24 protein-coding genes are annotated in these 25,126 nt (G+C 62.4%); 21 read left to right on the plus strand and 3 right to left on the minus strand.

Annotated elements, in window-relative coordinates; translation table 11 throughout:
- Window positions 1-135 precede the first annotated feature (135 nt).
- From HU762_RS07470 to HU762_RS07535, 14 genes are all read left to right on the plus strand, one after another.
- Window positions 136-1,758: a methyl-accepting chemotaxis protein gene (locus HU762_RS07470; protein WP_186634885.1), complete on the plus strand. Its 1,623-nt coding sequence runs from the start codon at window positions 136-138 to the stop codon at window positions 1,756-1,758.
- Window positions 1,758-2,294: a chemotaxis protein CheW gene (locus HU762_RS07475; RefSeq protein ID WP_186634888.1), complete on the plus strand. Its 537-nt coding sequence runs from the start codon at window positions 1,758-1,760 to the stop codon at window positions 2,292-2,294. Before HU762_RS07470 ends, HU762_RS07475 begins: the two co-directional genes overlap by 1 nt.
- Window positions 2,291-3,553 (plus strand): protein-glutamate O-methyltransferase CheR, encoded by a 1,263-nt coding sequence (locus tag HU762_RS07480; protein ID WP_186634890.1) that lies wholly within the window; start codon window positions 2,291-2,293, stop codon window positions 3,551-3,553. Before HU762_RS07475 ends, HU762_RS07480 begins: the two co-directional genes overlap by 4 nt.
- Complete coding sequence (locus HU762_RS07485; RefSeq protein ID WP_186634892.1) at window positions 3,553-4,224, plus strand: chemotaxis protein CheW; 672 nt, start codon at window positions 3,553-3,555, stop codon at window positions 4,222-4,224. The genes HU762_RS07480 and HU762_RS07485 overlap by 1 nt, the downstream gene beginning before the upstream one ends.
- The gene (locus HU762_RS07490; protein ID WP_186634894.1) at window positions 4,221-6,485 is read left to right on the plus strand and encodes a hybrid sensor histidine kinase/response regulator; all 2,265 of its coding nucleotides are present in this window, start codon (window positions 4,221-4,223) and stop codon (window positions 6,483-6,485) included. The genes HU762_RS07485 and HU762_RS07490 overlap by 4 nt, the downstream gene beginning before the upstream one ends.
- Window positions 6,482-7,492: a chemotaxis response regulator protein-glutamate methylesterase gene (locus HU762_RS07495; RefSeq protein WP_186634897.1), complete on the plus strand. Its 1,011-nt coding sequence runs from the start codon at window positions 6,482-6,484 to the stop codon at window positions 7,490-7,492. The genes HU762_RS07490 and HU762_RS07495 overlap by 4 nt, the downstream gene beginning before the upstream one ends.
- 38 nt (window positions 7,493-7,530) lie before the next feature.
- Complete coding sequence (locus HU762_RS07500; protein ID WP_186634900.1) at window positions 7,531-8,532, plus strand: diguanylate cyclase; 1,002 nt, start codon at window positions 7,531-7,533, stop codon at window positions 8,530-8,532.
- 164 nt (window positions 8,533-8,696) lie between these two features.
- Window positions 8,697-9,792, plus strand: a protein-coding gene (gene prfB / locus HU762_RS07505; protein ID WP_186611153.1) for a peptide chain release factor 2 whose coding sequence is annotated in 2 segments (ribosomal slippage) — window positions 8,697-8,768 and window positions 8,770-9,792 — 1,095 coding nt in all. Because the reading frame shifts where the segments join, the coding sequence is not laid out codon by codon here.
- Window positions 9,793-9,900: 108 nt separating this feature from the next.
- Window positions 9,901-11,403, plus strand: a complete 1,503-nt coding sequence (lysS, locus tag HU762_RS07510; protein ID WP_186611154.1) for a lysine--tRNA ligase — start codon at window positions 9,901-9,903, stop codon at window positions 11,401-11,403.
- A gap of 100 nt (window positions 11,404-11,503) precedes the next feature.
- Entirely contained in the window at window positions 11,504-12,220 is a 717-nt protein-coding gene (locus HU762_RS07515) for a TetR family transcriptional regulator (RefSeq protein ID WP_186634903.1), read from the plus strand.
- Window positions 12,221-12,392: 172 nt separating this feature from the next.
- The gene (locus tag HU762_RS07520; RefSeq protein ID WP_186634906.1) at window positions 12,393-12,947 is read left to right on the plus strand and encodes a hypothetical protein; all 555 of its coding nucleotides are present in this window, start codon (window positions 12,393-12,395) and stop codon (window positions 12,945-12,947) included.
- A gap of 36 nt (window positions 12,948-12,983) precedes the next feature.
- On the plus strand, window positions 12,984-14,261 hold the full coding sequence (locus HU762_RS07525; RefSeq protein ID WP_186634909.1) for a flavohemoglobin expression-modulating QEGLA motif protein: 1,278 nt from the start codon (window positions 12,984-12,986) through the stop codon (window positions 14,259-14,261).
- A 62-nt stretch (window positions 14,262-14,323) separates the two neighbouring features.
- Complete coding sequence (locus HU762_RS07530; protein ID WP_186634912.1) at window positions 14,324-15,229, plus strand: alpha/beta hydrolase; 906 nt, start codon at window positions 14,324-14,326, stop codon at window positions 15,227-15,229.
- Window positions 15,226-15,555 carry a hypothetical protein gene (locus tag HU762_RS07535; RefSeq protein WP_186611159.1) on the plus strand — a complete coding sequence of 110 codons (330 nt, stop codon included), beginning with the start codon at window positions 15,226-15,228 and terminating at the stop codon, window positions 15,553-15,555. The genes HU762_RS07530 and HU762_RS07535 overlap by 4 nt, the downstream gene beginning before the upstream one ends.
- A gap of 78 nt (window positions 15,556-15,633) precedes the next feature.
- Here the strand turns inward: HU762_RS07535 and HU762_RS07540 are convergent, their stop codons facing one another.
- The 3 genes from HU762_RS07540 to HU762_RS07550 form a co-directional block, all read right to left on the minus strand.
- A complete protein-coding gene (locus HU762_RS07540) occupies window positions 15,634-16,425 on the minus strand; it encodes an OmpA family protein (protein ID WP_186634914.1) in 792 nt (263 codons plus the stop codon).
- Between the two features lie 49 nt (window positions 16,426-16,474).
- A complete protein-coding gene (locus HU762_RS07545; RefSeq protein ID WP_014336761.1) occupies window positions 16,475-16,888 on the minus strand; it encodes a DUF4398 domain-containing protein in 414 nt (137 codons plus the stop codon).
- 288 nt (window positions 16,889-17,176) lie between these two features.
- Window positions 17,177-17,521: a pilin assembly protein gene (locus HU762_RS07550; RefSeq protein WP_186611161.1), complete on the minus strand. Its 345-nt coding sequence runs from the start codon at window positions 17,519-17,521 to the stop codon at window positions 17,177-17,179.
- 193 nt (window positions 17,522-17,714) lie between these two features.
- On the opposite strand from HU762_RS07550, the gene ppc reads away from it, so the two are divergent.
- The 7 genes from ppc (at window position 17,715) to HU762_RS07585 (ending at window position 25,125) form a co-directional block, all read left to right on the plus strand.
- Window positions 17,715-20,345: a phosphoenolpyruvate carboxylase gene (gene ppc, locus HU762_RS07555; RefSeq protein WP_186634917.1), complete on the plus strand. Its 2,631-nt coding sequence runs from the start codon at window positions 17,715-17,717 to the stop codon at window positions 20,343-20,345.
- A gap of 290 nt (window positions 20,346-20,635) precedes the next feature.
- Window positions 20,636-21,286, plus strand: a complete 651-nt coding sequence (adk, locus tag HU762_RS07560) for an adenylate kinase (RefSeq protein ID WP_186634920.1) — start codon at window positions 20,636-20,638, stop codon at window positions 21,284-21,286.
- Between the two features lie 94 nt (window positions 21,287-21,380).
- On the plus strand, window positions 21,381-22,058 hold the full coding sequence (tsaB, locus tag HU762_RS07565; RefSeq protein ID WP_186634923.1) for a tRNA (adenosine(37)-N6)-threonylcarbamoyltransferase complex dimerization subunit type 1 TsaB: 678 nt from the start codon (window positions 21,381-21,383) through the stop codon (window positions 22,056-22,058).
- Window positions 22,059-22,386: 328 nt separating this feature from the next.
- Window positions 22,387-22,695, plus strand: a complete 309-nt coding sequence (locus HU762_RS07570; protein ID WP_186634926.1) for a hypothetical protein — start codon at window positions 22,387-22,389, stop codon at window positions 22,693-22,695.
- Window positions 22,695-23,555 carry a DUF72 domain-containing protein gene (locus HU762_RS07575; RefSeq protein ID WP_186634929.1) on the plus strand — a complete coding sequence of 287 codons (861 nt, stop codon included), beginning with the start codon at window positions 22,695-22,697 and terminating at the stop codon, window positions 23,553-23,555. Before HU762_RS07570 ends, HU762_RS07575 begins: the two co-directional genes overlap by 1 nt.
- A gap of 33 nt (window positions 23,556-23,588) precedes the next feature.
- Entirely contained in the window at window positions 23,589-24,410 is an 822-nt protein-coding gene (locus HU762_RS07580) for an isocitrate lyase/phosphoenolpyruvate mutase family protein (protein WP_186634931.1), read from the plus strand.
- A 16-nt stretch (window positions 24,411-24,426) separates the two neighbouring features.
- Window positions 24,427-25,125: an extensin family protein gene (locus HU762_RS07585; RefSeq protein WP_186634934.1), complete on the plus strand. Its 699-nt coding sequence runs from the start codon at window positions 24,427-24,429 to the stop codon at window positions 25,123-25,125.
- The last annotated feature ends 1 nt before the right edge of the window (window position 25,126 follow it).

Raw genomic sequence — 25,126 nt, forward strand, 5'->3', positions numbered from 1 at the left:
CGGGAGCAGCTCCCTCGCCACAGGTGCGCCACCGATCAAGACAACGGCGGCCGAAAATCCCCCCCAGCCGTCATGCAGACGCACCATTGCCCTCGGCTATACTCCCGGCAATTCAAAGTGCCCCGAGGTTTTACTGTGAAGAACTGGACGTTGCGCCAACGCATCCTGGCGAGTTTTGCGGTGATCATCGCCATCATGTTGCTGATGGTAGTGGTCACGTATTCGCGGTTGTTGAAGATCGAGGCCAGTGAACAGAAAGTGCGTACCGACGCCGTCCCAGGGGTTTATTTCAGTTCCATGATCCGAGGCGGCTGGGTCGACAGTTACGTCAAGACCCAGCAGATCGTCGGCCTTTCCGGCCAGCGCGAAATCACCGCTGAGGACAAGGCGCTCTACCAGGGTTACGAGCAGCATCTTCGCGAAGAAATCCAGAACTATCAGAAGTTGATCCAGGACCCGGCCGACCAGGCTTCGTTCGACGAATTCGAGGTCAATCACCAGGACTTCAACAAGGCCTTGGCAAAGGTGCTGGATCTGTACCAGCGCAAGGACTACGAAGGCGCACGGTTGGCATTGGAAAAAGAGCTGACGCCGGCATGGCTCGACGGCCGTGGGCACTTGAACCAGATCATCGAGCGCAATCGCGAGCTGGCGGAGCGAGCCGCTCAGACAATTGGCCATGCGGTAACGGCCGCCGAGATTGCGATGGGTCTGTCATTTGTCGTCGCGGTGCTCGTGGCTGTGCTTTGCGGCCTGTTGCTGATGCGCGCGATCATGGCGCCCATGACTCGCATCGTGGAGATTCTCGATGTCATGCGCAGCGGCGACCTGAGCGGGCGCCTGAACCTGGCGCGCAAGGACGAATTCGGCGCCGTGGAGACTGGCTTCAACGACATGATGGCCGAGCTGACGTCGCTGGTGTCCCAAGCCCAGCGTTCCTCGGTGCAGGTCACCACTTCGGTGACCGAGATCGCCGCCACTTCCCGACAGCAGCAGGCCACGGCCACCGAAACCGCCGCGACCACCACTGAGATCGGCGCAACCTCCCGGGAAATCGCCGCCACGTCCCGCGACCTGGTGCGCACCATGACCGAAGTCTCCACCGCCGCCGACCAGGCCTCGGTCGCTGCCGGTTCAGGCCAGCAGGGCCTGGCGCGCATGGAAGAGACCATGCACTCGGTGATGGGCGCCGCCGATCTTGTAAACGCCAAGCTGGCGATCCTCAACGAGAAGGCCGGCAACATCAATCAGGTGGTGGTCACCATCGTCAAGGTCGCCGACCAGACCAACTTGCTGTCGCTCAACGCCGCCATCGAGGCCGAGAAGGCCGGTGAGTACGGACGCGGTTTCGCCGTGGTCGCCACCGAAGTCCGCCGCCTGGCCGACCAGACCGCGGTTGCCACCTACGACATCGAGCAAATGGTTCGCGAGATCCAGTCGGCCGTTTCGGCGGGAGTGATGGGCATGGACAAGTTCTCCGAAGAAGTGCGCCGCGGGATGGCCGAGGTACAGCAGATCGGCGAGCAACTCTCGCAGATCATTCATCAGGTCCAGGCGTTGGCGCCGCGGGTGTTGATGGTCAATGAGGGGATGCAGGCCCAGGCCACCGGCGCTGAGCAGATCAATCACGCCCTGGTGCAACTGGGCGATGCCAGCAGCCAGACCGTGGACTCCCTACGCCAGGCCAGTTCCGCCATCGATGAACTCAGCCAGGTGGCCGCGGGGCTGCGCAGCGGCGTCTCGCGCTTCAAAGTCTGATGGGCGAGTTCGAAGCCCGATATGGCGTCGCTCCGGCGGCCCGGCAAACGCTGTTCCTGGTGTTCTGCATCGGAAACGAGCGCTACGCCTTGCAGGCCACCGACGTGGTGGAAGTATTGCCGCGCTTGTCACTCAAGCCGATCGCCCGGGCGCCGTCCTGGGTGGCGGGGGTGTTTGCCTGGCGCGGGGTTGTCGTGCCGGTGATCGACCTTTGTGCCCTGACCTTCGGCCAGGATGCCCAGGCGCGCACCAGCACCCGGCTGGTACTTGTGCACTATCGGCCGCAGGCGCAGCAAGCCGCGCAGGTGCTGGGTTTGATTCTGGAACAGGCCACCGACACGTTGCGTTGTGATCCGGCCGATTTCAAGCCTTATGGCCTGGACAATCGCCAAGCACCTTACCTCGGCCCGGTGCGTGAAGATGCCCAGGGCATGCTGCAATGGGTCCGGGTTAACGATTTGCTCGACGAGTCCGTTCGCGCGGTGCTGTTTCCCACGCCACCGCTGGACCTCAATGACAACGAGGGAGAGCGATGAACAGCGACCAGCGTTTTTTCGACTTCCTCAAGGAGCGTATCGGCTTGGACGTCACGTCCGTCGGCACTGCCATTATCGAGCGAGCGGTCTGCCAGCGTGTCCTCGCCGTCCCTGGCCGATCCACTGACGAGTACTGGCAATCGCTGCAACACTCTACCCAGGAGCAGCAGGCGCTGATCGAAGCGGTAATCGTCCCGGAGACCTGGTTCTTCCGTTACCCGGAATCCTTCGCCACGCTGGCCCGGCTGGCAACCCTGCGTCTCGCCGAGATCAAGCACCTGCGGGCGCTGCGCATTCTCAGCCTGCCGTGCTCCACCGGCGAAGAACCCTACTCGATCGCCATGGCCTTGTTCGACGCAGGCCTTGGGCCGCATCAGTTCAAGGTCGATGGGATGGACGTCAGCCCGCTGTCGGTGGAAAAGGCCAGGCAAGCGCGTTACGGCAGAAACTCTTTTCGGGGTGCGGACCTGGGTTTTCGCGAACGATATTTCAACGCCGAGGATGACGGCTATCGTCTCGATGGGCGCGTACGCGAGCAGGTGCGCCTGCAAGTGGGCAACTTGTTGGACCCGGCCCTGCTGGTAAACGAGGCCCCCTACGATTTTGTCTTCTGCCGCAACCTGCTGATCTATTTTGACCAGCCTACCCAGCAGCAAGTGTTCGCGGTTCTCAAGCGCCTGACCCATGAGGGCGGCGTGCTGTTCATCGGGCCCGCCGAGGGCAGTCTGTTGGGGCGCCTTGGCATGCGCTCGATCGGTATCGCCCAGTCGTTCGCCTTCAGCCGCCAGGGCGCGCCGGAGCCGCAACCGCTGCCGGCCCTGATGCCGACGCCGCTGCCGATTCGCCAGCCGCCACCGCGAGTCGCTGCGCCGGTGATTCGGCCCCGGCCGTTTGCTGGCGGCGTCACCCCGATTGCCGCACCGAAAAGCAGCGACGCCGCCACCTTGCTAGCCAATATTGCCGCCCTTGCCAACGGCGGCAGAAGCGCCGAGGCCCGCGCCGCTTGCGAACAGTACGTGCGCAGCCATGCGCCAAACGCCCAGGTCTTCTATTGGTTGGGACTGCTCAGCGACATGGCCGGCAGTGCACTCGAGGCCCAGGGTTTTTATCGCAAGGCGCTGTATCTTGAGCCGCAACACGCCGAGGCGTTGGTGCACTTGGCGGCGCTGCTGGCTTCCCAGGGAGACGCGGCCGGTGCCCGTCGATTGCAGGAGCGCGCGGCACGCAGTGGGCGCGCGGCTGACAGTGAGCGTAGATGATGAGCGGTTCGGCTTTCTATAACGTGACCCATGACGATACCCAGGCCATCGATGACTGTTGGAATCGCATCGGCGTTCATGGCGACAAGTCTTGCCCGCTGCTGGCTGAGCATATTCACTGTCGCAATTGCTCAGTGTATTCGGCCGCCGCCACCCGTTTGCTCGACCGTTACGCCCTGCGCCAGGACGACCGCGACTTGGCTTATGCCCCGGTGGACGCCGATATCGTCACGCGCTCGCTGCTGATGTTCCGCCTGGGCGAAGAGTGGCTGGGCCTGACCACCCGCAGCCTGGTGGAAGTGGCGCCGTTGCAGCCGATCCATTCATTACCTCACCAGCGCTCCCGGGCCTTGCTCGGGGTTGCCAATGTGCGCGGGGCCTTGGTGGCTTGCCTGTCGCTGGTTGACTTGCTCGGGCTGGAGCCCGGCTCGGCGGCGCCCTCCGGTGGTCGGGTCATGCCGCGCATGCTGATCGTCGGCGCACAAGGCGGGCCGGTGATGATGCCGGTCGATGAGGTGGACGGGATCCATGCCATTGATGAACGTATTCTGGCGAACGCTTCGCAATCGACCGGCAAATACACCCGGGGTGTCCTGCAGTACAAAGGCCGCAACCTGCGTTGGCTGGATGAAGAGCAGCTGCTGTCCGCCGTGTCCCGGAGCTTGTCATGACCCCCGACCAGATGCGCGACGCCTCGCTGCTGGAGCTGTTCAGCCTGGAAGCCGAAGCCCAGACCCAAGTGCTGAGCGCCGGCCTGCTGGCGCTGGAACGTGATCCGACCCAGGCCGACCATCTGGAATCGTGTATGCGCGCGGCTCATTCCCTCAAGGGTGCCGCGCGGATCGTCGGGGTCGATGCCGGGGTCAGCGTGGCTCATGTGATGGAAGATTGCCTGGTCAGCGCCCAGGAACGGCGCCTGGTGTTGCGCGCCGAACACATCGATGCCTTGCTGCAAGGCACTGATCTGTTGACCCGCATTGCGACGCCCGGCAACAGTGTCGGCGCCGAAGACGTCGAGGCCTATGTCGCACTGTTGGGCCGTTTGCTTGACCCTGCCGCGACGCCGGCGCCGACGGTTGTGTCGCCGAAGGACGACCTATCCGCCGAGCCCATTGCTCTCGAAATGGCCGAGCCCGCGTCCACGGAGCCCGCGGGGCCGCCCACCAAGAAAAAGCGCGTCACCGAAGAGGGCGAGCGGGTCTTGCGAGTCACCGCCGGGCGCCTGAACAGCTTATTGGACTTGTCGAGCAAGTCCCTTGTTGAAACCCAGCGTCTCAAGCCTTGGCTGGCGACCATGCTGCGGCTCAAGCGCCAGCAAGGCAATGGTCTGCGCGCCCTCGAAGACTTGAATGTGCACCTCAAGGACCACGTCCTGAGTTTGCAGGCCCAGGAAGCCCTCGGCGATGCCCGGCGCCTGCTGGCCGAAACCCAGCAATTGCTGGCGCAGGAAATCGCTGAACTGGACGAGTTCGCCTGGCAGGCCAGCCAGCGGGCGCAAGTGCTGTACGACACGGCGCTGGCCTGTCGCATGCGCCCGTTTGCCGATGTGCTTTCGGGGCAGGCGCGCATGGTTCGCGACTTGGGCCGCAGCCTCGGAAAACAGGTGCGCCTGGAAATCGAAGGGGAGAAAACCCAGGTCGATCGCGACGTACTGGAAAAACTTGAAGCGCCGCTGACTCACTTGCTGCGCAACGCCGTGGACCATGGCATCGAGACGCCGGAACAACGGGTGTTGGCCGGCAAACCCGCCGAAGGCCTGATCCGCCTGCGTGCCTCGCACCAGGCCGGCCTGCTGGTGTTGGAACTGGCGGACGACGGTGCGGGCGTGGACCTGGAGCGGGTACGCCGCAGTGTCGTGGCGCGCGGCCTGTCCCCCGAGCACACCGCCGCCAGCCTGAGTGAGGAAGAGCTGCTGGCGTTTCTGTTCCTGCCCGGCTTCAGCCTGCGGGACAAAGTGACCGAAGTGTCCGGGCGCGGTGTCGGCCTGGATGCGGTCCAGCATATGGTCCGGCAGTTGCGCGGCGCGGTGGTGCTGGAGCAGACGGCCGGGCAGGGCAGTCGTTTCCACCTCGAAGTACCGCTGACGCTATCGGTGGTGCGCAGCCTGGTGGTGGAAGTCGGCGGCGAAGCCTACGCGTTTCCCTTGGCCCATATCGAACGCATGTGCGACCTGGCGCCCGAGGACATCGTCCAGGTCGAAGGTCGCCAGCACTTCTGGCACGAAGGTCGCCATGTTGGCTTGGTTGCCGCCACTCAACTGCTCAATCGCCCGGCGACGCCGAACAGCGACCAGACCCTCAAGGTCGTGGTGATCCGTGAGCGGGAGGTGATTTATGGCGTGGCGGTGGAACGGTTCATTGGTGAGCGGACCCTGGTGGTCCTGCCCCTGGACGAGCGCCTGGGCAAGGTCCAGGACATTTCCGCCGGCGCCTTGCTGGACGACGGCTCGGTGGTGTTGATTGTCGATGTCGAAGACCTCTTGCGCTCGGTGGAGAAACTGCTCGATGCCGGCCGACTGGAGCGCATTGCCCGGCGGAACGAGGCCCAGTCGCCGCGCAAGCGGATCCTGGTCGTTGATGACTCGCTGACCGTGCGTGAGCTGGAACGCAAGCTGTTGCTCAATCGCGGCTACGACGTGGCCGTGGCCGTCGACGGCATGGACGGTTGGAATGCGTTGCGCGCGGAAAATTTCGACCTGCTCATCACTGACATCGACATGCCCCGCATGGACGGTATCGAGTTGGTATCGTTGCTGCGGCGCGACAGCCGCTTGCAATCGCTGCCGGTGATGGTGGTTTCCTACAAGGATCGCGAAGAAGATCGTCGCCGTGGCCTGGACGCCGGGGCCGACTATTATCTAGCCAAGGCGAGTTTTCACGACGACGCCTTGCTTGATGCCGTGGTCGAATTGATCGGAGGAGTACGGGTTTGAAGATCGCCATTGTCAATGACATGCCCCTGGCGGTCGAGGCCCTGCGCCGCGCGCTGGCGTTGGAGCCTGTGCATCAGCTGGTCTGGGTGGCCGTCAATGGCGCTGACGCTGTGCAGCGGTGCGCCGAATACACCCCGGACCTGATCCTGATGGACCTGTTCATGCCGATCATGGATGGGGTGGAGGCGACGCGGCGGATCATGGCCGACACCCCGTGCGCCATCGTGATCGTGACCGGTGACAGCCAGCAGAACGTCCATCGGGTATTCGAGGCCATGGGCCATGGCGCCCTCGACGTGGTCGATACGCCGGCCCTGGGCGTCGGCAGGCCGGAGGACGCCGCGGCACCGCTGTTGCGCAAGATCGCCAACATCGGCTGGCTGATCGGCGAGCGCGGGAACGCTGAGCGCGCCACCCCGACCGCACCGCGCGCGCCGTTGTCACGCAACAGCCTGGTGGCGATCGGCTCGTCGGCGGGCGGCCCGGCTGCGTTGGAAGTGCTGCTCAAGGGGCTGCCGCGTGACTTCGCCCCGGCCATTGTGCTGGTTCAGCACGTGGACGAAGTGTTTGCCGCCGGCATGGCCGAATGGCTCAGCGGCGTGTCGGGCCTGGATGTCCGGTTGGCCCGGCATGGCGAGACGCCGCAAGGCGGCACCGTGTTGCTGGCAGGGACCAACCACCATCTGCGCCTGTTGAAAAACGGTACGCTTGCCTACACCGCCGAGCCGGTCAATGAGATCTATCGGCCCTCCATTGATGTGTTTTTCGAAAGTGTCGCCCATTACTGGAACGGCGATGCGGTGGGGGTATTGCTCACTGGTATGGGCCGCGACGGAGCGCAGGGGCTTAAACTCATGCGCCAGCAGGGCTGCGTGACCATCGCCCAGGACCAGCAGAGCAGCGCGGTGTATGGCATGCCGAGGGCGGCGGCGGCCATCGACGCGGCGGCACAAATTCTCGCGCTGGATAAAATAGCGCCACGCTTGGCGGAAATTTTCACCCCATGATCAACCCTCGCGCCCCAGGCAGTTTCAGGTGAGCCTCCATGAATGATTTACAGCTCGACGATTTCAAGCGCGACGAGAACGCCGCGATGGTCTTGCTCGTCGACGACCAGGCGATGATCGGCGAGGCGGTGCGGCGCGGGTTGTCGAATGAACAGAACATCGATTTCCACTTCTGCTCCGACCCTCACCAAGCCATCGCCCATGCCGTTCGTATCAAGCCGACGGTGATTCTCCAGGACTTGGTTATGCCAGGCCTCGACGGCTTGAGCCTGGTGCGTGAATACCGCAACCACCCGGCTACCCGTGACATCCCGATCATTGTCCTTTCCACCAAGGAGGATCCGCTGGTCAAGAGCGCGGCGTTTGCCGCCGGGGCCAATGATTACCTGGTCAAATTGCCGGATAACATCGAGCTGGTGGCGCGCATCCGTTATCACTCGCGGTCCTACATGATGCTGCTGCAGCGCGACGCAGCTTATCGCGCCTTGCGGGTCAGCCAGCAGCAGTTGCTCGACACCAACCTGGTGTTGCAACGGCTGATGAATTCCGATGGCCTCACTGGGCTGTCCAACCGTCGGCACTTCGATGAATACCTGGAGCTTGAGTGGAGGAGGGCGCTACGGGACCAGACCCAGCTGTCGCTGTTGATGATCGACGTGGACTACTTCAAGCCCTACAACGACAACTTCGGCCACCTGGAGGGCGATGAAGCCCTGCGCAAGGTCGCCACGGCGATCCGCGATGCCTGTAGCCGCCCTTCGGACCTGCCGGCCCGTTACGGCGGCGAGGAATTCGCCCTGGTTTTGCCGGGCACCGCGCCTGGCGGCGCCCGGTTGATGGCCGAGAAACTGCGCCAGAGCGTGGTCGCCCTGAAAATCCCTCATGCCACGCCTGACGGTGGCGAGAACCTGACCATCAGCATTGGCGTCTCGACCTTCATCCCACAGCAGGGCGGCGATTGCCGGCAACTGATTTCGGCGGCGGACAAGGGGCTGTACCTGGCCAAGCACAATGGGCGTAATCGGGTTGGAGTCGAATAAGCCTCTGCGGGATGGCTTTCGTGGCGAGGGAGCAGCTCCCTCGCCACAGAACCTGTGGCGTATCAGGAATTGGTGTTCCTAAAGCCGCCAGGCGGGCTGCCGCTGGCGCTTGATTACGTTATACTCGCCGGCTTTCAAAAGTTCGCCAACGAGTGCTGCCCGCCATGGAAATCAACCCGATCCTGAACACCATCAAGGACCTGTCCGAGCGCTCCGAAACTATTCGGGGGTATCTTTGACTACGATCAAAAGCATGAGCGCCTGACCGAAGTCAATCGCGAGCTTGAAGATCCGAATGTCTGGAACAACCCTTCCTACGCCCAGGAGCTGGGCCGCGAGCGCTCTGCGCTGGCGCAGATCGTCGAGACCCTGGACGAAATGTCCAGTGGCCTGGCCGATTGCCGCGACCTGCTGGACATGGCCGTCGAAGAGAATGACGAAGGTGCGGTCGGCGATGTCGTCGCCGAACTGACACGTCTCGAAGAGGCCCTGGCCAAGCTGGAATTCCGTCGCATGTTCAGCGGCGAAATGGACATGAACAACGCCTACCTGGACATCCAGGCCGGTTCCGGCGGCACCGAAGCCCAGGACTGGGCCAACATCCTGCTGCGCATGTACCTGCGCTGGGCTGACAAACGCGGTTTCGACGCCACCATCATGGAACTGTCCGCTGGTGAAGTCGCCGGGATCAAGGGCGCCACCGTGCACATCAAGGGCGAATACGCCTTTGGCTGGCTGCGTACAGAGATCGGCGTGCACCGCCTGGTGCGCAAGAGCCCGTTCGACTCCGGCAACCGTCGGCACACCTCGTTCTCGGCGGTATTCGTCTCGCCGGAAATCGATGACAACATCGAAATCGAGATCAACCCTGCCGACCTGCGCATCGACACCTACCGCTCCTCCGGTGCCGGTGGCCAGCACGTCAACACCACCGACTCGGCCGTACGGATTACCCACGTACCGACCAACACCGTGGTCAGTTGCCAGAACGAACGTTCCCAGCATGCGAACAAAGACACCGCGATGAAAATGCTGCGGGCCCGTTTGTACGAGCAGGAAGTGCAGAAGCGCAATGCCGCGTCCCAGGCGCTGGAAGACACCAAGTCGGACATCGGCTGGGGTCACCAGATCCGTTCGTACGTGCTCGACGCCTCGCGGATCAAGGACCTGCGCACCAGCATCGAACGCAGCGACTGTGACAAAGTGCTCGACGGCGACATCGACGAATACCTGATCGCCAGCCTCAAGCAAGGGCTGTAACGCGACACCCACGCGGTGGGCAGGCACGCTTTTTCGGGAGCGCGGCTTGCCCACAAACTCCGGCCCCGGGGCCGGGGGCAACGAACCTGTGATGGAAACCTTAAAGACATGAGCGACCTAGAACTCGACCCGCAAGCCCTGCAACAGGAAGAAAACTCCCTGATCGCCCTGCGCAAGGAAAAGCTTGCTGCCGAGCGCGCCAAGGGCCAGGCCTTCCCTAACGACTTCCGCCGCGATTCGTACTGCGACGCCCTGCAGAAGAAGTATGCGGACAAGACCAAGGAAGAGCTGGCCGAGGCTGCGATTCCGGTCAAGGTTGCCGGTCGCATCATGCTCGACCGTGGTTCGTTCCTGGTGATCCAGGACATGACCGGTCGCATCCAGGTCTACGTCAACCGCAAGACCCTGCCGGAAGAAACCCTGGCCGCCGTCAAGACCTGGGACCTGGGCGACATCATTGCCGCCGAAGGCACCCTGGCCCGTTCCGGCAAGGGCGACCTGTATGTCGAAATGACCAGCGTGCGCCTGCTGACCAAGTCCTTGCGCCCGCTGCCGGACAAGCACCACGGCCTGACCGACACCGAGCAGCGCTATCGCCAGCGCTACGTCGACCTGATCGTCAACGAAGACGTGCGCCACACGTTCCGTGTCCGCTCGCAAGTCATCGCCCACATCCGCAGCTTCCTGATGAAGCGCGACTTCCTCGAAGTCGAGACGCCGATGTTGCAGACCATTCCTGGCGGCGCGGCGGCCAAGCCGTTCGAAACCCACCACAACGCCCTGGACATGGAAATGTTCTTGCGCATTGCGCCGGAGCTGTACCTCAAGCGGCTTGTTGTCGGTGGATTTGAAAAGGTCTTCGAGATCAACCGTAACTTCCGTAACGAAGGCGTCTCGACCCGGCACAACCCTGAGTTCACCATGCTCGAGTTCTACCAGGCCTACGCCGACTACGAAGACAACATGGACCTGACCGAAGAGCTGTTCCGCGAGCTGGCGCAGTTGGTATTGGGCACCACCGACGTGCCTTACGGCGACAAGGTGTTCCATTTCGGCGAACCGTTCGTGCGCCTGTCGGTGTTCGACTCGATCCTCAAGTACAACCCGGATATCACCGCGGCCGACTTGCAGGACATCGACAAGGCTCGCGCCATCGCCAAGAAGGCCGGCGCCAAGGTCCTTGGCTTCGAAGGCCTGGGCAAGTTGCAGGTGATGATTTTCGAAGAGCTGGTCGAGCACAAGCTGGAGCAGCCGCACTTCATCACCCAGTACCCGTTCGAAGTGTCGCCGCTGGCCCGTCGCAATGACGAGAACCCAAGCGTGACTGATCGTTTCGAGCTGTTTATCGGTGGCCGTGAAATCGCCAACGCCTACTCCGAGCTCAACGACGCGGAAGACCAGGCCGAGCGCTTCATGGCCCAGGTGGCCGACAAGGACGCGGGCGACGACGAAGCCATGCACTACGACGCCGATTTCGTCCGTGCCCTGGAGTACGGCATGCCGCCGACGGCTGGCGAAGGCATCGGGATCGATCGCCTGGTGATGTTGTTGACCAACTCACCGTCGATCCGCGATGTCATCCTCTTCCCGCACATGCGGCCCCAAGCGTAAGTGTTTCAATTAAAAAGCCGCCTCGATGGGCGGCTTTTTATTGCCTGTCTGGTACAAACGTATCAAATGGTTACTTCTGACTAGCGAGGAAAGACCTGTCGTGAATCGTGCAATGGCTCCAGAAGGTGCAGCGGGCGTCGCCACTGCTGTCGCTGAAAGTGTTCAGTACCAGGGCCGCAAGGCCAGCCGACAGGGCAGTGAACAGCGCCGCCAGGAGATTCTCGACGCGGCCATGCGCATCGTGGTGCGCGATGGCGTGCGGGCAGTGCGACACCGCGCGGTGGCTGCTGAAGCGGGCGTGCCGCTGTCGGCCACCACTTACTATTTCAAGGACATCGACGACCTGCTCACCGATACCTTCGCCCAGTATGTGGAGCGCAGCGCGGCATTCATGGCCAAGCTGTGGACCAACAATGAAGGCCTGTTGCGCGAAATGGTCGCCTATGGCGACGGCAGCGCGGCAGCACGCTCGCAACTGGCGGACGACATCGCGCGGATGACGGCGGAGTACGTGCAGCATCAATTGCAGAGTCGTCGCGATTACCTGATGGCCGAGCAGGCGTTCCGCCAGGAAGCGCTGCTCAACCCACGCCTGGCGGAGTTGGTGCGTTCCCACCAGCAGATTTTGCTGCACGGCACGTGTCAGTTTTTCCAGGTTCTGGGCTCGCGCGAGCCGCAACAGGATGCCAAAGTGTTGACGGCGATTATCGGACGGATGGAATATCAGGGCTTGCTCAATGGCGCCGAGCCGGTAGCCGATGAAGACATGCTCGGCATCCTGACCCGTTACATGCACCTGGTACTGGCGTCGGTGTGACCCAGATGGGTTCACCACAGCCCTTGTGGCGAGGGGATTTATCCCCGCTGGGCTGCGAAGCGGCCCCAAAACCAGCCAACTCGGTACATCTGGCTAACTGAGCTGACTGCAAGGGGCTGCTCCGCAGCCCAGCGGGGATAAATCCCCTCGCCACAGACCATAGGGAGTTCAAATGAAAGCCTGGCGTGCCGTTGTACTGGCCGTGTCGTTGTTGTTGCTAAGTGGTTGCCTGGTGTCGTTCAAGGCGCCGCTGCCCGACAGCGAAGCCGCACCCAAGGGCCTGCTCGGGCAGTGGACCAGCACCAACGCCTGGGGTGAACCGTTGAACCTGGAGCTGACGGAAGTCGGCAAGCACCGCTACCAGGCGATCAGCTACTTCAGGGCCAAGCCCCAGGAGCGCGAAGCCATTCCCCTGACCGTCTCCCGTCACGGCAGCCGCTGGTACCTGTCGGCCAAAGTGCCGGCGCGCTATGGTGGGCATTTCCTGATCGCCGGCTTCGAACTGACCGACAAACACGAGCTGGTGGTCTACAACCTGGACCTGGAGCAGATCAACCAGGCGATCGGACAGAAGATTCTCAGTGGTCAGCCAAACCAGAGCGGGGAAGGCGACGGCGTGTTGGTGGACAGTGACATGGACAAGGTTTTCAGCTACCTCGACAACCCGGCCAACTCCGATGTGTTCTCGGAAGCCGTGCGCTACCAACGACTGACCCAACCCCAATAACTGCAACAAGCGGACGTTTTTTCACAGGAGTTCCGGGTGGACGATTACCAGCAGACGATACGCAACTTGTCCGATCGCATTGTGCTGGCGCAAACGCCGATTCGCATTCTCGACGCGGTGAAGTGGGACGAGAACATCCGCAAGGGCTTTCTCAAGGCCAAGGGCAAGGAAATGCCCGCCGTGGACCGCGACTATTACCTCAACCGACCGCTGGCGTTCGATTCGAGCAAGGTGAAGCTGGAATTCCAGAACATCGAGCGCGACATCACCCGCCAACTCGGGCAGTTCAACCCGGTTGGCCAGATCATGCGGCGCATGTGCAAGGAGTACCGCATGGTGGTGCGCATGCTCGAAGCGCGCGGCACCGAGGATTTCGGGCTGATTTCCCAAGAGCTGTACGGCGCCGCCTCCGACGCCTTCCATGCCGGTGACCCGACCCTGGCCGACCTGGGCCTGATGCTCTCTGATTACCTGAATAACATCGACGGCCGTGGCGACCTCAAGGACGAACCCAAGGAGCTCAGTGCCAAGGAAGCCGTCAGCCTGTTGCAACACCGCCTCAACCGGGTGTTTGGCGAAGCCGAGGAAACCATCCGTGTGTTCGAGTCCGACGGCATCGTGGCCGACGCGGCGGCGGGCGCCGACTACATCAAGATTCGCACCGATGCGATGTTCAATGAGCGAGACGTGCGGGCCCTGGAAGTCCATGAGGGATTGGTGCACGTCGGCACCACCCTGAACGGTTTGAACCAGCCGATCTGCACCTTCCTGTCCAAGGGGCCGCCCTCGTCGACGGTGACCCAGGAAGGCCTGGCGATCCTCATGGAAATCATCACGTTCGCCTCTTACCCGAGTCGCCTGCGCAAGCTCACCAACCGCACCCGCGCCATCCACATGGTGGAGGAGGGGGCCGATTTCCTGCAGGTGTTCGAGTTCTTCCGCGAGCAAGGTTTTGAAATGGCCGAAAGCTATGGCAACGCCAGTCGGGTTTTCCGTGGCTCGGTGCCGACCGGTCTGCCATTCACCAAGGACTTGTCCTACCTCAAGGGCTTCATCATGGTTTACAACTATATTCAGCTGGCCGTGCGCAAAGGCAAGCTGGAGCAAGTGCCGCTGCTGTTCTGCGGCAAGACCACCCTGGAGGACATGCGCACGTTGCGGCAACTGGTGGACGAAGGCCTGGTCGTCCCGCCCAAGTATCTGCCCGAACAATTTCGCGACATGAACGCGCTGTCGGCCTGGATGTGCTTCTCCAACTTCTTGAACCATCTGAGCCTGGACCGGATCGAAGCGGATTATTCCAACATCCTTTGAGCATCACGAAGTCCAACCACAGGGGGACTGCGTTCAACTTCTGACTTGCGAGGCTGCACCGGATGCGAACCCTCGGCATCATTTGCCTGTTGTTGGCCCTGAGCGGTTGCAGCTCACTGCTGTTCTACCCGGAGCGCGGCCTGCCTTTCACGCCGGAGCGGGCCAAGCTCCAATACCGCGATGTCACCCTGACCACCGCTGACGGCCTGAAGCTGCGCGGCTGGTGGCTGCCGGCCAAGCCGGGCGCCGAGGTCAAGGGCACGGTGCTGCATCTGCACGGCAATGGCGGCAACCTGGCCTGGCACCTGGGCGGGAGCTGGTGGTTGCCCGAGCAGGGTTATCAAGTCTTGATGGTCGATTATCGTGGCTATGGCGTGTCCGAAGGTGAGCCGAGCCTGCCGGCGATCTATCAGGACATTGACGCGGCGTTCCAATGGCTCGACCAGTCGCCCGACGTCCAGGGCAAGCCGCTGGTGTTGCTCGGCCAGAGCCTGGGCGGCGCGCTGGCGGTGCATTACCTTGTCGAACATCCCCAGCGCCAGCGGCAGCTCAAGGCGCTGGTGCTCGACGGCGTGCCCGCCAGTTATCGCGACGTCGGCCGTTTTGCCTTGGGCACGTCATGGCTGACCTGGGCGTTGCAAGTGCCGCTGTCATGGCTGGTGCCGGACGGTGACAGCGCCATCGGCTCGATGGCGCAACTGACCGGCGTGCCGAAACTGATCTACCACAGCCTTGACGATCCCATCGTGCCCCTTTCCAATGGCATCCGCTTGTACCAAGCTGCGCCGCCGCCTCGAGTCCTGCAATTGACGCGGGGCGGGCATGTACAAACCTTCGCCGACCCGACCTGGCGAACCGTGATGCTGCGCTACCTCGACGATCCCCAGCATTTCGACGGCCTGCGCCGCCTGGGCGAGGTTGCGAATTACCCGAAATCATCCGTTGAATCACCTGAGAATCCGCAATGAGCGAAGAACGTAACGCCATCCCCCTGATCATCACCGGCATCTGCAGCATCCTCGGCACCGTCGCGGTGCTCTGGTACTACGGCTACCTGCATTTCGCCAAGCCCGAGGATGCGTTGCTGCTCGACCAGTTCACCATGCTCAAGACCGTCCCGGGTGAAGATTACAAAGTCGCCCTGGAGCCTGCGCCACAGGTCGCCCAATGTATCGATGGCGTGCTGGTGTTGTTCGACACCGAGCAGAAAGGCCTGACTGGCGTGCTGATCAACCAGAAGAAGCGTGCCGTGCGCTGCATGGGCCAGGAAACGCCGCAAAAACTGCAGCCTTGAGCGATTCCATTGTGTGAGCCCATAAAAAGCCCCGCCTGAGCGAACCCGGGCGGGGCTTTTTGTCATGCCGTCAGCCGATCATTGTGCGCTCATGGATGAACGTGGGGCGACTGGCTGGTTGTCGTTGGAGATGGTCACTTCCACACGACGGTTCATGGCACGGCCAGAGACGCTGGTGTTGTCGGCCACCGGGAATTCCTTGCCGTAACCCTGGGTCACGATGCGGGCTGGGTCGACGCCCATTTTCACCAGGGCGGTACGCACGGAGCTGGCGCGACGCTCGGACAGCGACTGGTTGTACGAGTCGGAGCCGGTGGTGTCGGTATACCCTTCGATGATCACTTTGCGATCCGGGTTTTCCTGGAGGAACTGCGCCAGTTTGCTCACGTTGGTCATGCCGCTGGTACGCAGGTCGGACTTGTTGGTGGCAAACAGCACGTCGCCGAAGGTCACCAGCGTACCGCGCTCGGTCTGCTTGGCGTTGAGGCTGTCCTGCAGCTGCTTGATCTGCGCGTTACGGGCTTCGAGCAGTGCGCGGGCGCGTTCGTCACCGGCGTTTTTCAGCTCGGCTTCGGCGTTGCGCAGGGCGATGGTCTGTTTGGCCACCTCGACACGCTGGTTGGTCAGGTAGGCCAGTTGGTCAACCTTGGCTTCGTCTTCCTTGTCCAGGTAGGCCTTGTCGGCCTTGGCCAGGAAATCGGCCGCGTCCTTGGTTTCCAGGGCGGCGACTTTAGTTGCGGCTGGATCGGCCTGCAGGCCGTTGTAGTTGGTGCGGGCCTGTTCCAGGTTCGCGTTCGGGTCGTGGGAGCAAGCGGCCAGGGCTACGCAGGCAGCGAGCAGGGCGGGCATCATGAAATGTTTGTGCGTCATAGTCTGTCGTCCTTTTATCGTTGAGAAGTACGTCGTGGCGTGAACAGGCTTACTGGACCTTGTTCATGCCTTCCTGACGCAGTTCCTGAACCCCTTTCTGGGAATCCTTGAGTGCTTGTTCGGCTTTGGCGGCCTGGGCCTTGCGCTCGGCGACGCGGGCGTCCCACTCGGCCTGTTCGGCCAGACGCTTGGCCTCTTCGTAATTCTCGTCGTGCATGGCGATCTCGGCCTGCTTGAGCTTGTCCTGGGCCGATTTCATTTCCACTGCAGCGAACTCGGTACCGCCGGCGCTGACGGCGCTGTTGACCGCCGATTGCGTGACTGCGTACTGCTCAGAAGGTGGATTGCCGGCACAACCGGCCAGGATGAAGCTGCTACCGATAGCCAGGGCAGCCAACTTCAGGCCGCGCAGGCCAGTGGATGAGGGTTTGGCAGTGCAGGTATTCATAGGCTTCAACTCCATTGGAAAACTCCTGAAAAAAACACTTATCCATGCTGGGACCGAAGCCGTGACGTCTGTTTTGGCGCTGGCGCCAGGGCGCGTTTATTTAAACGGCCGTTCCAGTATGGTTACTCGGTGTGACCCGAGGCGTTTTTCAAAAGTTCAGGCAAGGATGGCCAATCGCCAAAAGAAATGCTGACTGATCGGTCAGCCGCGAAAAAGCTGAACTTTCAAGGCGCGCGGCGGTATTCCCGGCACCTTGAGATCAAGTCCAGTGCCGGGAATCGCGCAATAACGGATGGGGGGAGGTCAGTGCCTGGACTTGTCGTTCTGCGAAGAAAGTTGCTGCAAGTGACGACGGGAAAGCGCGAGAAAACGCGGGGTTGGACCGACATCTTCGTACAGCGGATCGCCTTCCTCGTCGGTGGCGACGACATGCGAACCCTTGATGTAGGGAAAGCTCGCTTCGAGCTCCTCCAGCGCCGCGCCGATCAGCTCGCCGAGCAGCTCCTCGGGCTGGCGCTTGGGGTACATGTCGCAGATTGCCGCCAGTCGCGCGGCCGCTTCCACATCCAAATGAATCGAGTAGCCGGTCTGGGTCAGGTGACCCTTGGCGTTTTCTTCCCAATGCTGGGCGAGCTCACGGATTTTCATGATGGCCTCAGTGGGCCTGCTCGTGGCAGGCGCGATAGTGACAAGCCGTTGTGTGGCTTATTCATGAGACTAGCTTTGTCCGACAAGGTTTAAAGTCCCTTCGTCGCTTGTCATAAACGACCGGCATCGGCACTCTCTTCCCAGGAGCTGTGTTCTACAAAGCTGTCCGGACCTTTTTGCTGGAGAACTGCCGATGACCGATATCGATGCCCGCTTGCGTGAGGATGTCCACTTGCTTGGCGAGCTGCTGGGCAACACCATCCGCGAGCAGTACGGGGACACCTTTCTCGACAAGATCGAGCAGATCCGCAAGGGCGCGAAGGCTGACCGTCGCGGCTCCATGGACGCCGAGCTGAGCGCCAGTCTCAACCAATTGAGCGAGGATGAGCTGCTGCCGGTGGCGCGTGCGTTCAACCAGTTTCTCAACCTGGCCAACATCGCCGAGCAGTACCAACTGATCCATCGGCGCGAAGAATCGAAGCCGGCTCCGTTCGAAGCAAGGGTGCTGCCCGAATTACTGGCGCGCCTGCGAGCCGAAGGCCATGGCGCCGAATCCCTGGCCCGGCAGTTGGCGCGGCTGGATATCGAACTGGTGCTCACCGCCCACCCGACGGAAGTGGCCCGACGCACCCTGATCCAGAAATACGACGCCATCGCTGCGCAGCTGGCAGCCCAGGACCACCGCGACCTCACCAGCGCCGAGCGCGCGCAGATCCACGCGCGCTTGCAGCGGTTGATCGCCGAAGCCTGGCACACCGAAGAAATCCGCCGGACCCGGCCCACGCCGGTGGACGAGGCCAAGTGGGGTTTCGCGGTGATCGAGCATTCGCTGTGGCACGCCATCCCCAATTACCTGCGCAAGGCTGACCAGGCCTTGCATGCCGCCACCGGGCTGCGCCTGCCACTGGAAGCCGCACCGATACGCTTTGCTTCGTGGATGGGCGGCGACCGGGATGGCAACCCGAACGTCACCGCGGCGGTCACTCGCGAAGTGCTGTTGCTGGCGCGTTGGATGGCCGCGGACCTGTATCTGCGCGACGTTGATCAACTGGCCGCCGACTTGTCCATGCAGAACGCCAGCGAGGCCTTGCGTGCCCAGGCCGGCGACAGCGCCGAACCCTATCGCGCGGTGCTCAAGCAATTGCGCGAACGCCTGCGGGCGACGCGCAATTGGGCCCAGGCCTCCTTGAAAGCCACGACGCCGGCCAGCGCCGAGGTATTGCAGAACAATCGTGAACTGCTCGATCCGCTCGAGCTGTGCTATCAGTCGTTGCACGACTGCGGCATGGGCGTGATCGCCGACGGACCGCTGCTCGATTGCCTGCGTCGGGCGGTGACCTTCGGGCTGTTCCTGGTGCGTCTCGATGTGCGCCAGGACTCGACGCGCCATACGGCGGCCATGACCGAAATCACCGATTACCTGGGACTGGGGCGCTACGAGGAATGGGACGAGGAGCAGCGCATCGGCTTCCTGCTCGATGAGCTGAATAACCGTCGTCCCTTGCTGCCGCCGCACTTCAAGCCATCGGCCGACACTGCCGAAGTCCTGGCGACGTGTCGTGAAGTCGCGGCGGCGCCAGCGGCGTCCCTGGGTTCCTACGTGATCTCGATGGCCGGCGCGGCTTCCGATGTACTGGCGGTGCAACTGCTACTCAAGGAAGCCGGTGTGCTGAGGCCGATGCGGGTGGTGCCGCTGTTTGAAACCCTCGCCGACCTGGACAATGCCGGGCCAGTGATCGAGCGCCTGTTGTTGCTGCCGGGCTATCGCTCGCGCCTGCAAGGACCGCAGGAAGTCATGATCGGTTACTCCGACTCGGCCAAGGACGCCGGGACCACGGCGGCGGCCTGGGCGCAATATCGGGCCCAGGAGCGGCTGGTGGACATCTGCCGCGAGCAGCAAGTCGAACTGCTGCTGTTCCATGGTCGCGGTGGCACGGTCGGCCGTGGTGGCGGCCCGGCGCATGCGGCGATTCTGTCCCAGCCGCCGGGCTCGGTGGCCGGTCGTTTCCGCACCACTGAACAAGGCGAAATGATTCGTTTCAAATTTGGCCTGCCGGACATCGCCGAACAAAACCTCAATCTATACCTCGCCGCGGTGCTCGAAGCGACCCTATTGCCACCGCCGCCGCCCACGCCCGAATGGCGGCACCTGATGGACGAATTGGCCGCTGACGGTGTCAATGCGTACCGCGCCGTGGTGCGTGAGAATCCGCAGTTCGTCGAGTATTTCCGTCAGTCCACGCCGGAGCAGGAGCTCGGCCGCCTGCCGTTGGGTAGCCGTCCGGCCAAGCGTCGCGCCGGCGGTATCGAAAGCCTGCGGGCCATTCCGTGGATCTTCGGCTGGACCCAGACCCGCCTGATGTTGCCGGCCTGGCTCGGCTGGGAGACGGCGCTGGGCAAGGCGCTGGAGCGGGGCGAGGGCCAACTGCTCGCGCAGATGCGCGAGCAATGGCCGTTCTTCCGGACTCGCATCGATATGCTGGAGATGGTGCTGGCCAAGGCCGACGCCGACATCGCGCTTTCCTACGATGAGCGCTTGGTGGAGCCGGCGCTGTTGCCGCTGGGTGAGCATTTACGCGACCTATTGTCGCAGGCCTGTTCGGTGGTCCTCGGCCTGACTGGTCAGTCGCAGCTGCTGGCACATAGCCCAGACACACTGGAATTCATCCGCCTGCGCAATACCTACCTCGACCCGCTGCACCTGTTGCAGGCCGAGCTGCTAGCCCGTTCGCGGCAACAGGACGTGGCCCAGGGCAGCCCCGTGGAACAGGCATTGCTGGTGTCTGTGGCAGGGATTGCCGCCGGTTTGCGCAACACCGGCTAATCTCCCGGAAGGTCAAAAAACAGCGCGCCCGGCATGTCCGGGCGTAGCTGTTTGCAGGGGCAGGGAGGTCGACCAGGCGACAGTTTGTTGTCCGGTTGCGACTCTCATCACCCCCTACGAAGGTCGCGTGCGGCGCGGGTTACTCCGACTTTCGGCGGCTTGTGTGGGTCGGGCCTGCTGTGTATCTTGATCAGCCTTTGGCCGTTTGGGCGGTCACGATCCTGTTTTCGAAGATTGGCCCCACGAGGCGAATCCGAGCGTTTTACATAAAAAAATTGAGGAGCACATCGATGCGCGTCATTCTGCTGGGAGCTCCCGGGGCCGGTAAAGGTACTCAGGCAAAGTTCATCACCGAAAAATTCGGTATCCCGCAAATCTCCACTGGCGACATGCTTCGCGCCGCGGTCAAGGCTGGAACTCCGCTGGGTGTTCAGGCCAAGAGCATCATGGATGCCGGCGGCCTGGTATCGGATGACCTGATCATCGCCCTGGTCAAGGACCGTATTGCTCAAGCCGACTGCGCCAACGGCTTCCTGTTCGATGGCTTCCCGCGGACCATTCCCCAGGCTGAAGCGCTGGTAAGCGCTGGTGTCGAGCTGGATGCGGTCGTCGAAATCGCTGTCGAGGACGAAGAAATCGTCCAGCGCATTGCCGGTCGACGCGTTCATGAGCCGTCCGGGCGCGTCTACCACACGGTCTACAATCCTCCGAAAGCTGAAGGCAAGGACGACCTGACCGGTGAGGAACTGGTGCAGCGCAAGGACGACACCGAAGAAACCGTGCGTCATCGCCTGTCGGTCTACCATTCCCAGACCAAGCCGCTGGTGGAGTTCTACCAGAATCTGTCCGCCAATAACGGCGGCAAGCCGAAGTACAGCCACATCCCGGGCGTCGGCTCGGTTGAAGAAATCACTGCCAAAGTGCTTGCAGCCTTGAGCTGAAAAGTCTGATCAGCTGCATCAACTCCGGCCCGCTTGCGGGCCGGAGTTGTTTATACTGGCGCACTTTTTTCCCACCTGATTTACGGACACATTGATGAGCACCTTGCTGGCCCTGGACACCGCGACTGAAGCTTGCTCCGTTGCCTTGCTGCATGACGGCAAGGTCACGAGCCATTACGAGGTGATCCCGCGCCTGCACGCGCAAAAATTGCTGCCGATGATCCAGCAATTGCTCAGCGATGCGGGAATCACCTTGCAAGCCGTGGATGCGGTCGCCTTTGGTCGTGGCCCCGGGGCGTTTACCGGCGTGCGCATCGCCATTGGCGTCGTGCAGGGCCTGGCCTTTGCCTTGGAACGCCCAGTCTTGCCGGTGTCGAACCTGGCGGTGCTGGCCCAGCGGGCCATGCGTGAGCACGGCGCACGTCAGGTGGCAGCGGCCATCGATGCGCGCATGGATGAGGTGTATTGGGGCTGCTATCGCGAAACTGCCGGTGAGATGCGCCTGGTCGGTGCTGAAGCGGTGTTGCCTCCCGAAGCGGCGGCGTTACCGGCAGATACCAGCGGCGACTGGTTCGGTGCCGGGACTGGCTGGGGCTATGGCGAGCGGATCGGCGTCAGCCTCATCGGCCAGGACGCCTCGATGTTGCCCCATGCCGAAGACCTGCTGACCCTGGCACGCTTCGCTTGGGAGCGCGGCGAAGCCATCCCGGCTGACGATGCGCAACCCGTTTACTTGCGGGACAAAGTCGCAACGCCCAAGTCCGAGCGATAACTCAAGCTTCGAGCACACTTCCAAGCGGGCACAGTTGTGGCGAGGGGATTTATCCCCGCTGGGCGCGCAGCGCCCCCTACATTGTTGTGTCAGCCGCTGAGCTGGCGAGCGCTGCGCACTCGAGCGGGGATAAATCCCCTCGCCACAAAGCCATTGCCCAGCACAAACTCATTTCCCCGGCCAAAAGTCACACCCAAAATTGCCAGTCGTCACTTTTTCCCCCGGTTTTTAAACCTTTTTACCTTTATGTGTTCTAGTTATCACTTGCGCATTTGCGCGGACGCGAATGTGCCGCTAAATTGCCATCATTGATACCGAGCATTCTGTTATGCGTATAGACGGCGTTTCATCCCAGTCCTACCCCATCAAGCGTCGGCCTCGTGCGGGTAAAGCCTCTGAGCCTGAAAACTTCGATGACATCGAGGGTGAACTGGAGTTTCCGTCCGAAGAGCAACTGGCCGCCCGTGCCGCCAAAGCCTCTGCGCAACGCCTGGGCAATCTTCCCGCCCGTCAGCAGGACATGCTGTATCACCGCGCAATGAGCCGCAGCGTCGCCACCGCGCTGGCCAGTTACCTGAGCACCGCCGGTTTCGTCGACTGGGATATGGAAGTGCTGGGGCTCGACCTCTACATCTGATGCGGTTGCCTTACTATCTGGGCTGCCCGTCATGGAGTGAAAACGCCTGGCGCGATTATCTTTACCCGCAGGACGCCAAAAGCTCCGATTTCCTTAGTCTCTACTCTCAAGTATTCAACGCCGTGGAAGGCAACACGACCTTCTACGCGAGCCCGGCCGCGACCACCGTTCAGCGCTGGGCCGAAATCATGCCCGAGCACTTTCGCTTCACCGCCAAGATCCCCGGTGACATCAGCCACGGCGGCGACCTGCGCGAACACCTGACCGCCACCGAAACCTTTGTCCAGTTGCTGAGCCCGTTGGGCGAGCGGGTTTCGCCGTTCTGGCTGCAATTGTCCAAGGCGTTCGCGCCCAATCGATTGCCGGAGCTGGCAGCCTTCATCGACGCGTTCCCACGGCCGCTGGCCGTCGAGGTGCGTCACGATGAGTTTTTTGCCAAAGGCGATGCCGAACGACAGCTCAATCGCTTGCTGCTCGATCGCGGCGTCGAACGCATCTGCCTCGATCCCCGGGGCCTCTTCAGCTGCGCGTCGAGCGCCCCTGAAGTGATTCACGCGCAATATAAGAAACCACGGGTGCCAACGCGGCCGGCGGCGTTCACTCAATGTCCGCAGGTGCGCTTCGTCGGTCATCCCGTAGTCGAGGCCAACGAGCCATTCCTGACGCCATGGGTAGAGAAAATCGCCGTGTGGATCGAAGAGGGGCGCACGCCGTATATGTTCCTGCACACCGCCGACAACTTGCTGGCGGCAAAACTCGCGATGCATTTTCACAATCGCTTGATGGATCGTTTGCCTGGCTTGCCGGCCCTGCCTGAGCTATATAGAGAACCCGCCGCTGAGCAACTGGGATTGCTCTGAGGCGAACTCTTCCACAGCCCAGGAGCGACTTTGATGGATGCGCAAACCCGACGAGCCCAGGCGTTCAAGGCCTTGCACGAACGCGAAGGGGCGTTTGTCATTCCCAATCCATGGGATGCCGGTTCGGCAAAGATGCTCGCCAGCCTTGGCTTTGAAGCATTGGCGACGACCAGTGCCGGTCACGCTTTTTCCCTGGCACGACCTGACGGCGCCCTGGGCCTGGATGACACGCTGGCAAATGTGCGAGCGATTGTTGCGGCCACGGACCTGCCAGTGGCCGTCGACCTGGAGAACGGTTTTGCCGATGCGCCCGAAGACTGTGCCCGCAGTTTGCTCCGCGCGGCGGAAGCTGGGGCTGTGGGTGGCTCCATCGAAGACGCCACGGGCCGCGAAGACGACCCGATCTATGCTTTCGAGCACGCAGTGGCTCGGGTCAAGGCGGCCGCCGAGGCGGTGCGCAGTCTGCCGTTCCCTTTCCTGCTGACCGCGCGGGCGGAAAATTTCCTGCATGGCAGGCCGGACCTGGACGACACGATCCGGCGCCTGAAGGCCTTCGCCGACGCCGGCGCCGACGTGCTGTACGCGCCGGGGCTGAGCAGCACCGAGCAAGTGCTGGCGGTGGTCCGTGCCGTGGCGCCCAAGCCCGTTAACGTACTGATGTCCGGCGCACTGGACCTGACGGTGGCGCAATTGAGCGAACTGGGTGTCAAGCGCATCAGTGTCGGATCGGCCCTCGCGCTGGCGGCATATGGCGAGTTCTTCCGCGCTGCCGAGGAAATCCAGCAGCAGGGGACCTTCACCTTCACGCGTCGCTCGATGCCTTTCAGCCAGGCCAATCAATTATTCAAGGGCTGATGCCCGAGGCGTTGTCGTGCGGTTTTTGAAAGCACTGATGGTATTGACGCTGATCGCTGGCGTCGCGGTGTTGGCGGTATGGCGCGGCTGGCTCGCCGTGCCGCCGCAATGGAATCCCTGGGCGCCGCTGGACGTGAAAGCGCCGCCGAATCTGCTGACCCGCTACAAGCTCATGGCCCTGCGCAACGATCCGCAACTGTGTGACCAGGCGCTCGCGACGTCGGGGCTTCGGACGGCTCGCCAGGCGGACAGCGGCGCGAATACTTCGTGTCCGTTGACCAACGTGTTGAGGGTGCAGGGCGGTGAGGTGGCGCTGAGCAGCAGTTTTCTCGCCAGTTGCCCGCTGGCGGTGGCCTTCGCGCTGTTCGAGCGACATGCGCTGCAGCCAGCGGCGGCGACGGTGTATGGGCAGAAAGTCACGCGGGTCGATCACCTGGGCAGCTTTGCCTGCCGCAACATGTACGGCCGTGAAACGGGTGCGCGTAGCCAACACGCCACTGCCAGCGCGCTGGACATTGCCGGGTTTCGCCTGGCCGACGGGCGCACGGTCAGCGTGCTCCGGGATTGGCCGAAGGAGAGCACTGATGCGCAATTCCTGCGTCAGGTGCGCGACGGCGCCTGCGACATGTTCAGTGTGGTCTTGAGTCCGGACTACAACGCCGCACACCGCAACCATTTCCACTTGGATGTGGGGCCGTGGTGGATCTGTCGGTAAG

The organism is Pseudomonas sp. SWRI92, assembly GCF_014268685.1.
In the GTDB taxonomy this organism is placed as follows: domain Bacteria; phylum Pseudomonadota; class Gammaproteobacteria; order Pseudomonadales; family Pseudomonadaceae; genus Aquipseudomonas; species Aquipseudomonas marvdashtae.

Excerpts from the sequence above, each read along its gene's own strand:
- HU762_RS07475 (WP_186634888.1), top strand. The coding sequence starts at position 1,758 with ATGGGCGAGTTCGAAGCCCGATATGGCGTCGCTCCGGCGGCCCGGCAA.
- HU762_RS07480 (WP_186634890.1), top strand. The coding sequence starts at position 2,291 with ATGAACAGCGACCAGCGTTTTTTCGACTTCCTCAAGGAGCGTATCGGC.
- HU762_RS07485 (WP_186634892.1), top strand. The coding sequence starts at position 3,553 with ATGAGCGGTTCGGCTTTCTATAACGTGACCCATGACGATACCCAGGCC.
- HU762_RS07490 (WP_186634894.1), top strand. The coding sequence starts at position 4,221 with ATGACCCCCGACCAGATGCGCGACGCCTCGCTGCTGGAGCTGTTCAGC.
- HU762_RS07500 (WP_186634900.1), top strand. The coding sequence starts at position 7,531 with ATGAATGATTTACAGCTCGACGATTTCAAGCGCGACGAGAACGCCGCG.
- lysS (WP_186611154.1), top strand. The coding sequence starts at position 9,901 with ATGAGCGACCTAGAACTCGACCCGCAAGCCCTGCAACAGGAAGAAAAC.
- HU762_RS07520 (WP_186634906.1), top strand. The coding sequence starts at position 12,393 with ATGAAAGCCTGGCGTGCCGTTGTACTGGCCGTGTCGTTGTTGTTGCTA.
- HU762_RS07530 (WP_186634912.1), top strand. The coding sequence starts at position 14,324 with ATGCGAACCCTCGGCATCATTTGCCTGTTGTTGGCCCTGAGCGGTTGC.
- HU762_RS07535 (WP_186611159.1), top strand. The coding sequence starts at position 15,226 with ATGAGCGAAGAACGTAACGCCATCCCCCTGATCATCACCGGCATCTGC.
- HU762_RS07540 (WP_186634914.1), bottom strand. The coding sequence starts at position 16,425 with ATGACGCACAAACATTTCATGATGCCCGCCCTGCTCGCTGCCTGCGTA.
- HU762_RS07545 (WP_014336761.1), bottom strand. The coding sequence starts at position 16,888 with ATGGAGTTGAAGCCTATGAATACCTGCACTGCCAAACCCTCATCCACT.
- HU762_RS07550 (WP_186611161.1), bottom strand. The coding sequence starts at position 17,521 with ATGAAAATCCGTGAGCTCGCCCAGCATTGGGAAGAAAACGCCAAGGGT.
- ppc (WP_186634917.1), top strand. The coding sequence starts at position 17,715 with ATGACCGATATCGATGCCCGCTTGCGTGAGGATGTCCACTTGCTTGGC.
- adk (WP_186634920.1), top strand. The coding sequence starts at position 20,636 with ATGCGCGTCATTCTGCTGGGAGCTCCCGGGGCCGGTAAAGGTACTCAG.
- tsaB (WP_186634923.1), top strand. The coding sequence starts at position 21,381 with ATGAGCACCTTGCTGGCCCTGGACACCGCGACTGAAGCTTGCTCCGTT.
- HU762_RS07570 (WP_186634926.1), top strand. The coding sequence starts at position 22,387 with ATGCGTATAGACGGCGTTTCATCCCAGTCCTACCCCATCAAGCGTCGG.
- HU762_RS07575 (WP_186634929.1), top strand. The coding sequence starts at position 22,695 with ATGCGGTTGCCTTACTATCTGGGCTGCCCGTCATGGAGTGAAAACGCC.
- HU762_RS07580 (WP_186634931.1), top strand. The coding sequence starts at position 23,589 with ATGGATGCGCAAACCCGACGAGCCCAGGCGTTCAAGGCCTTGCACGAA.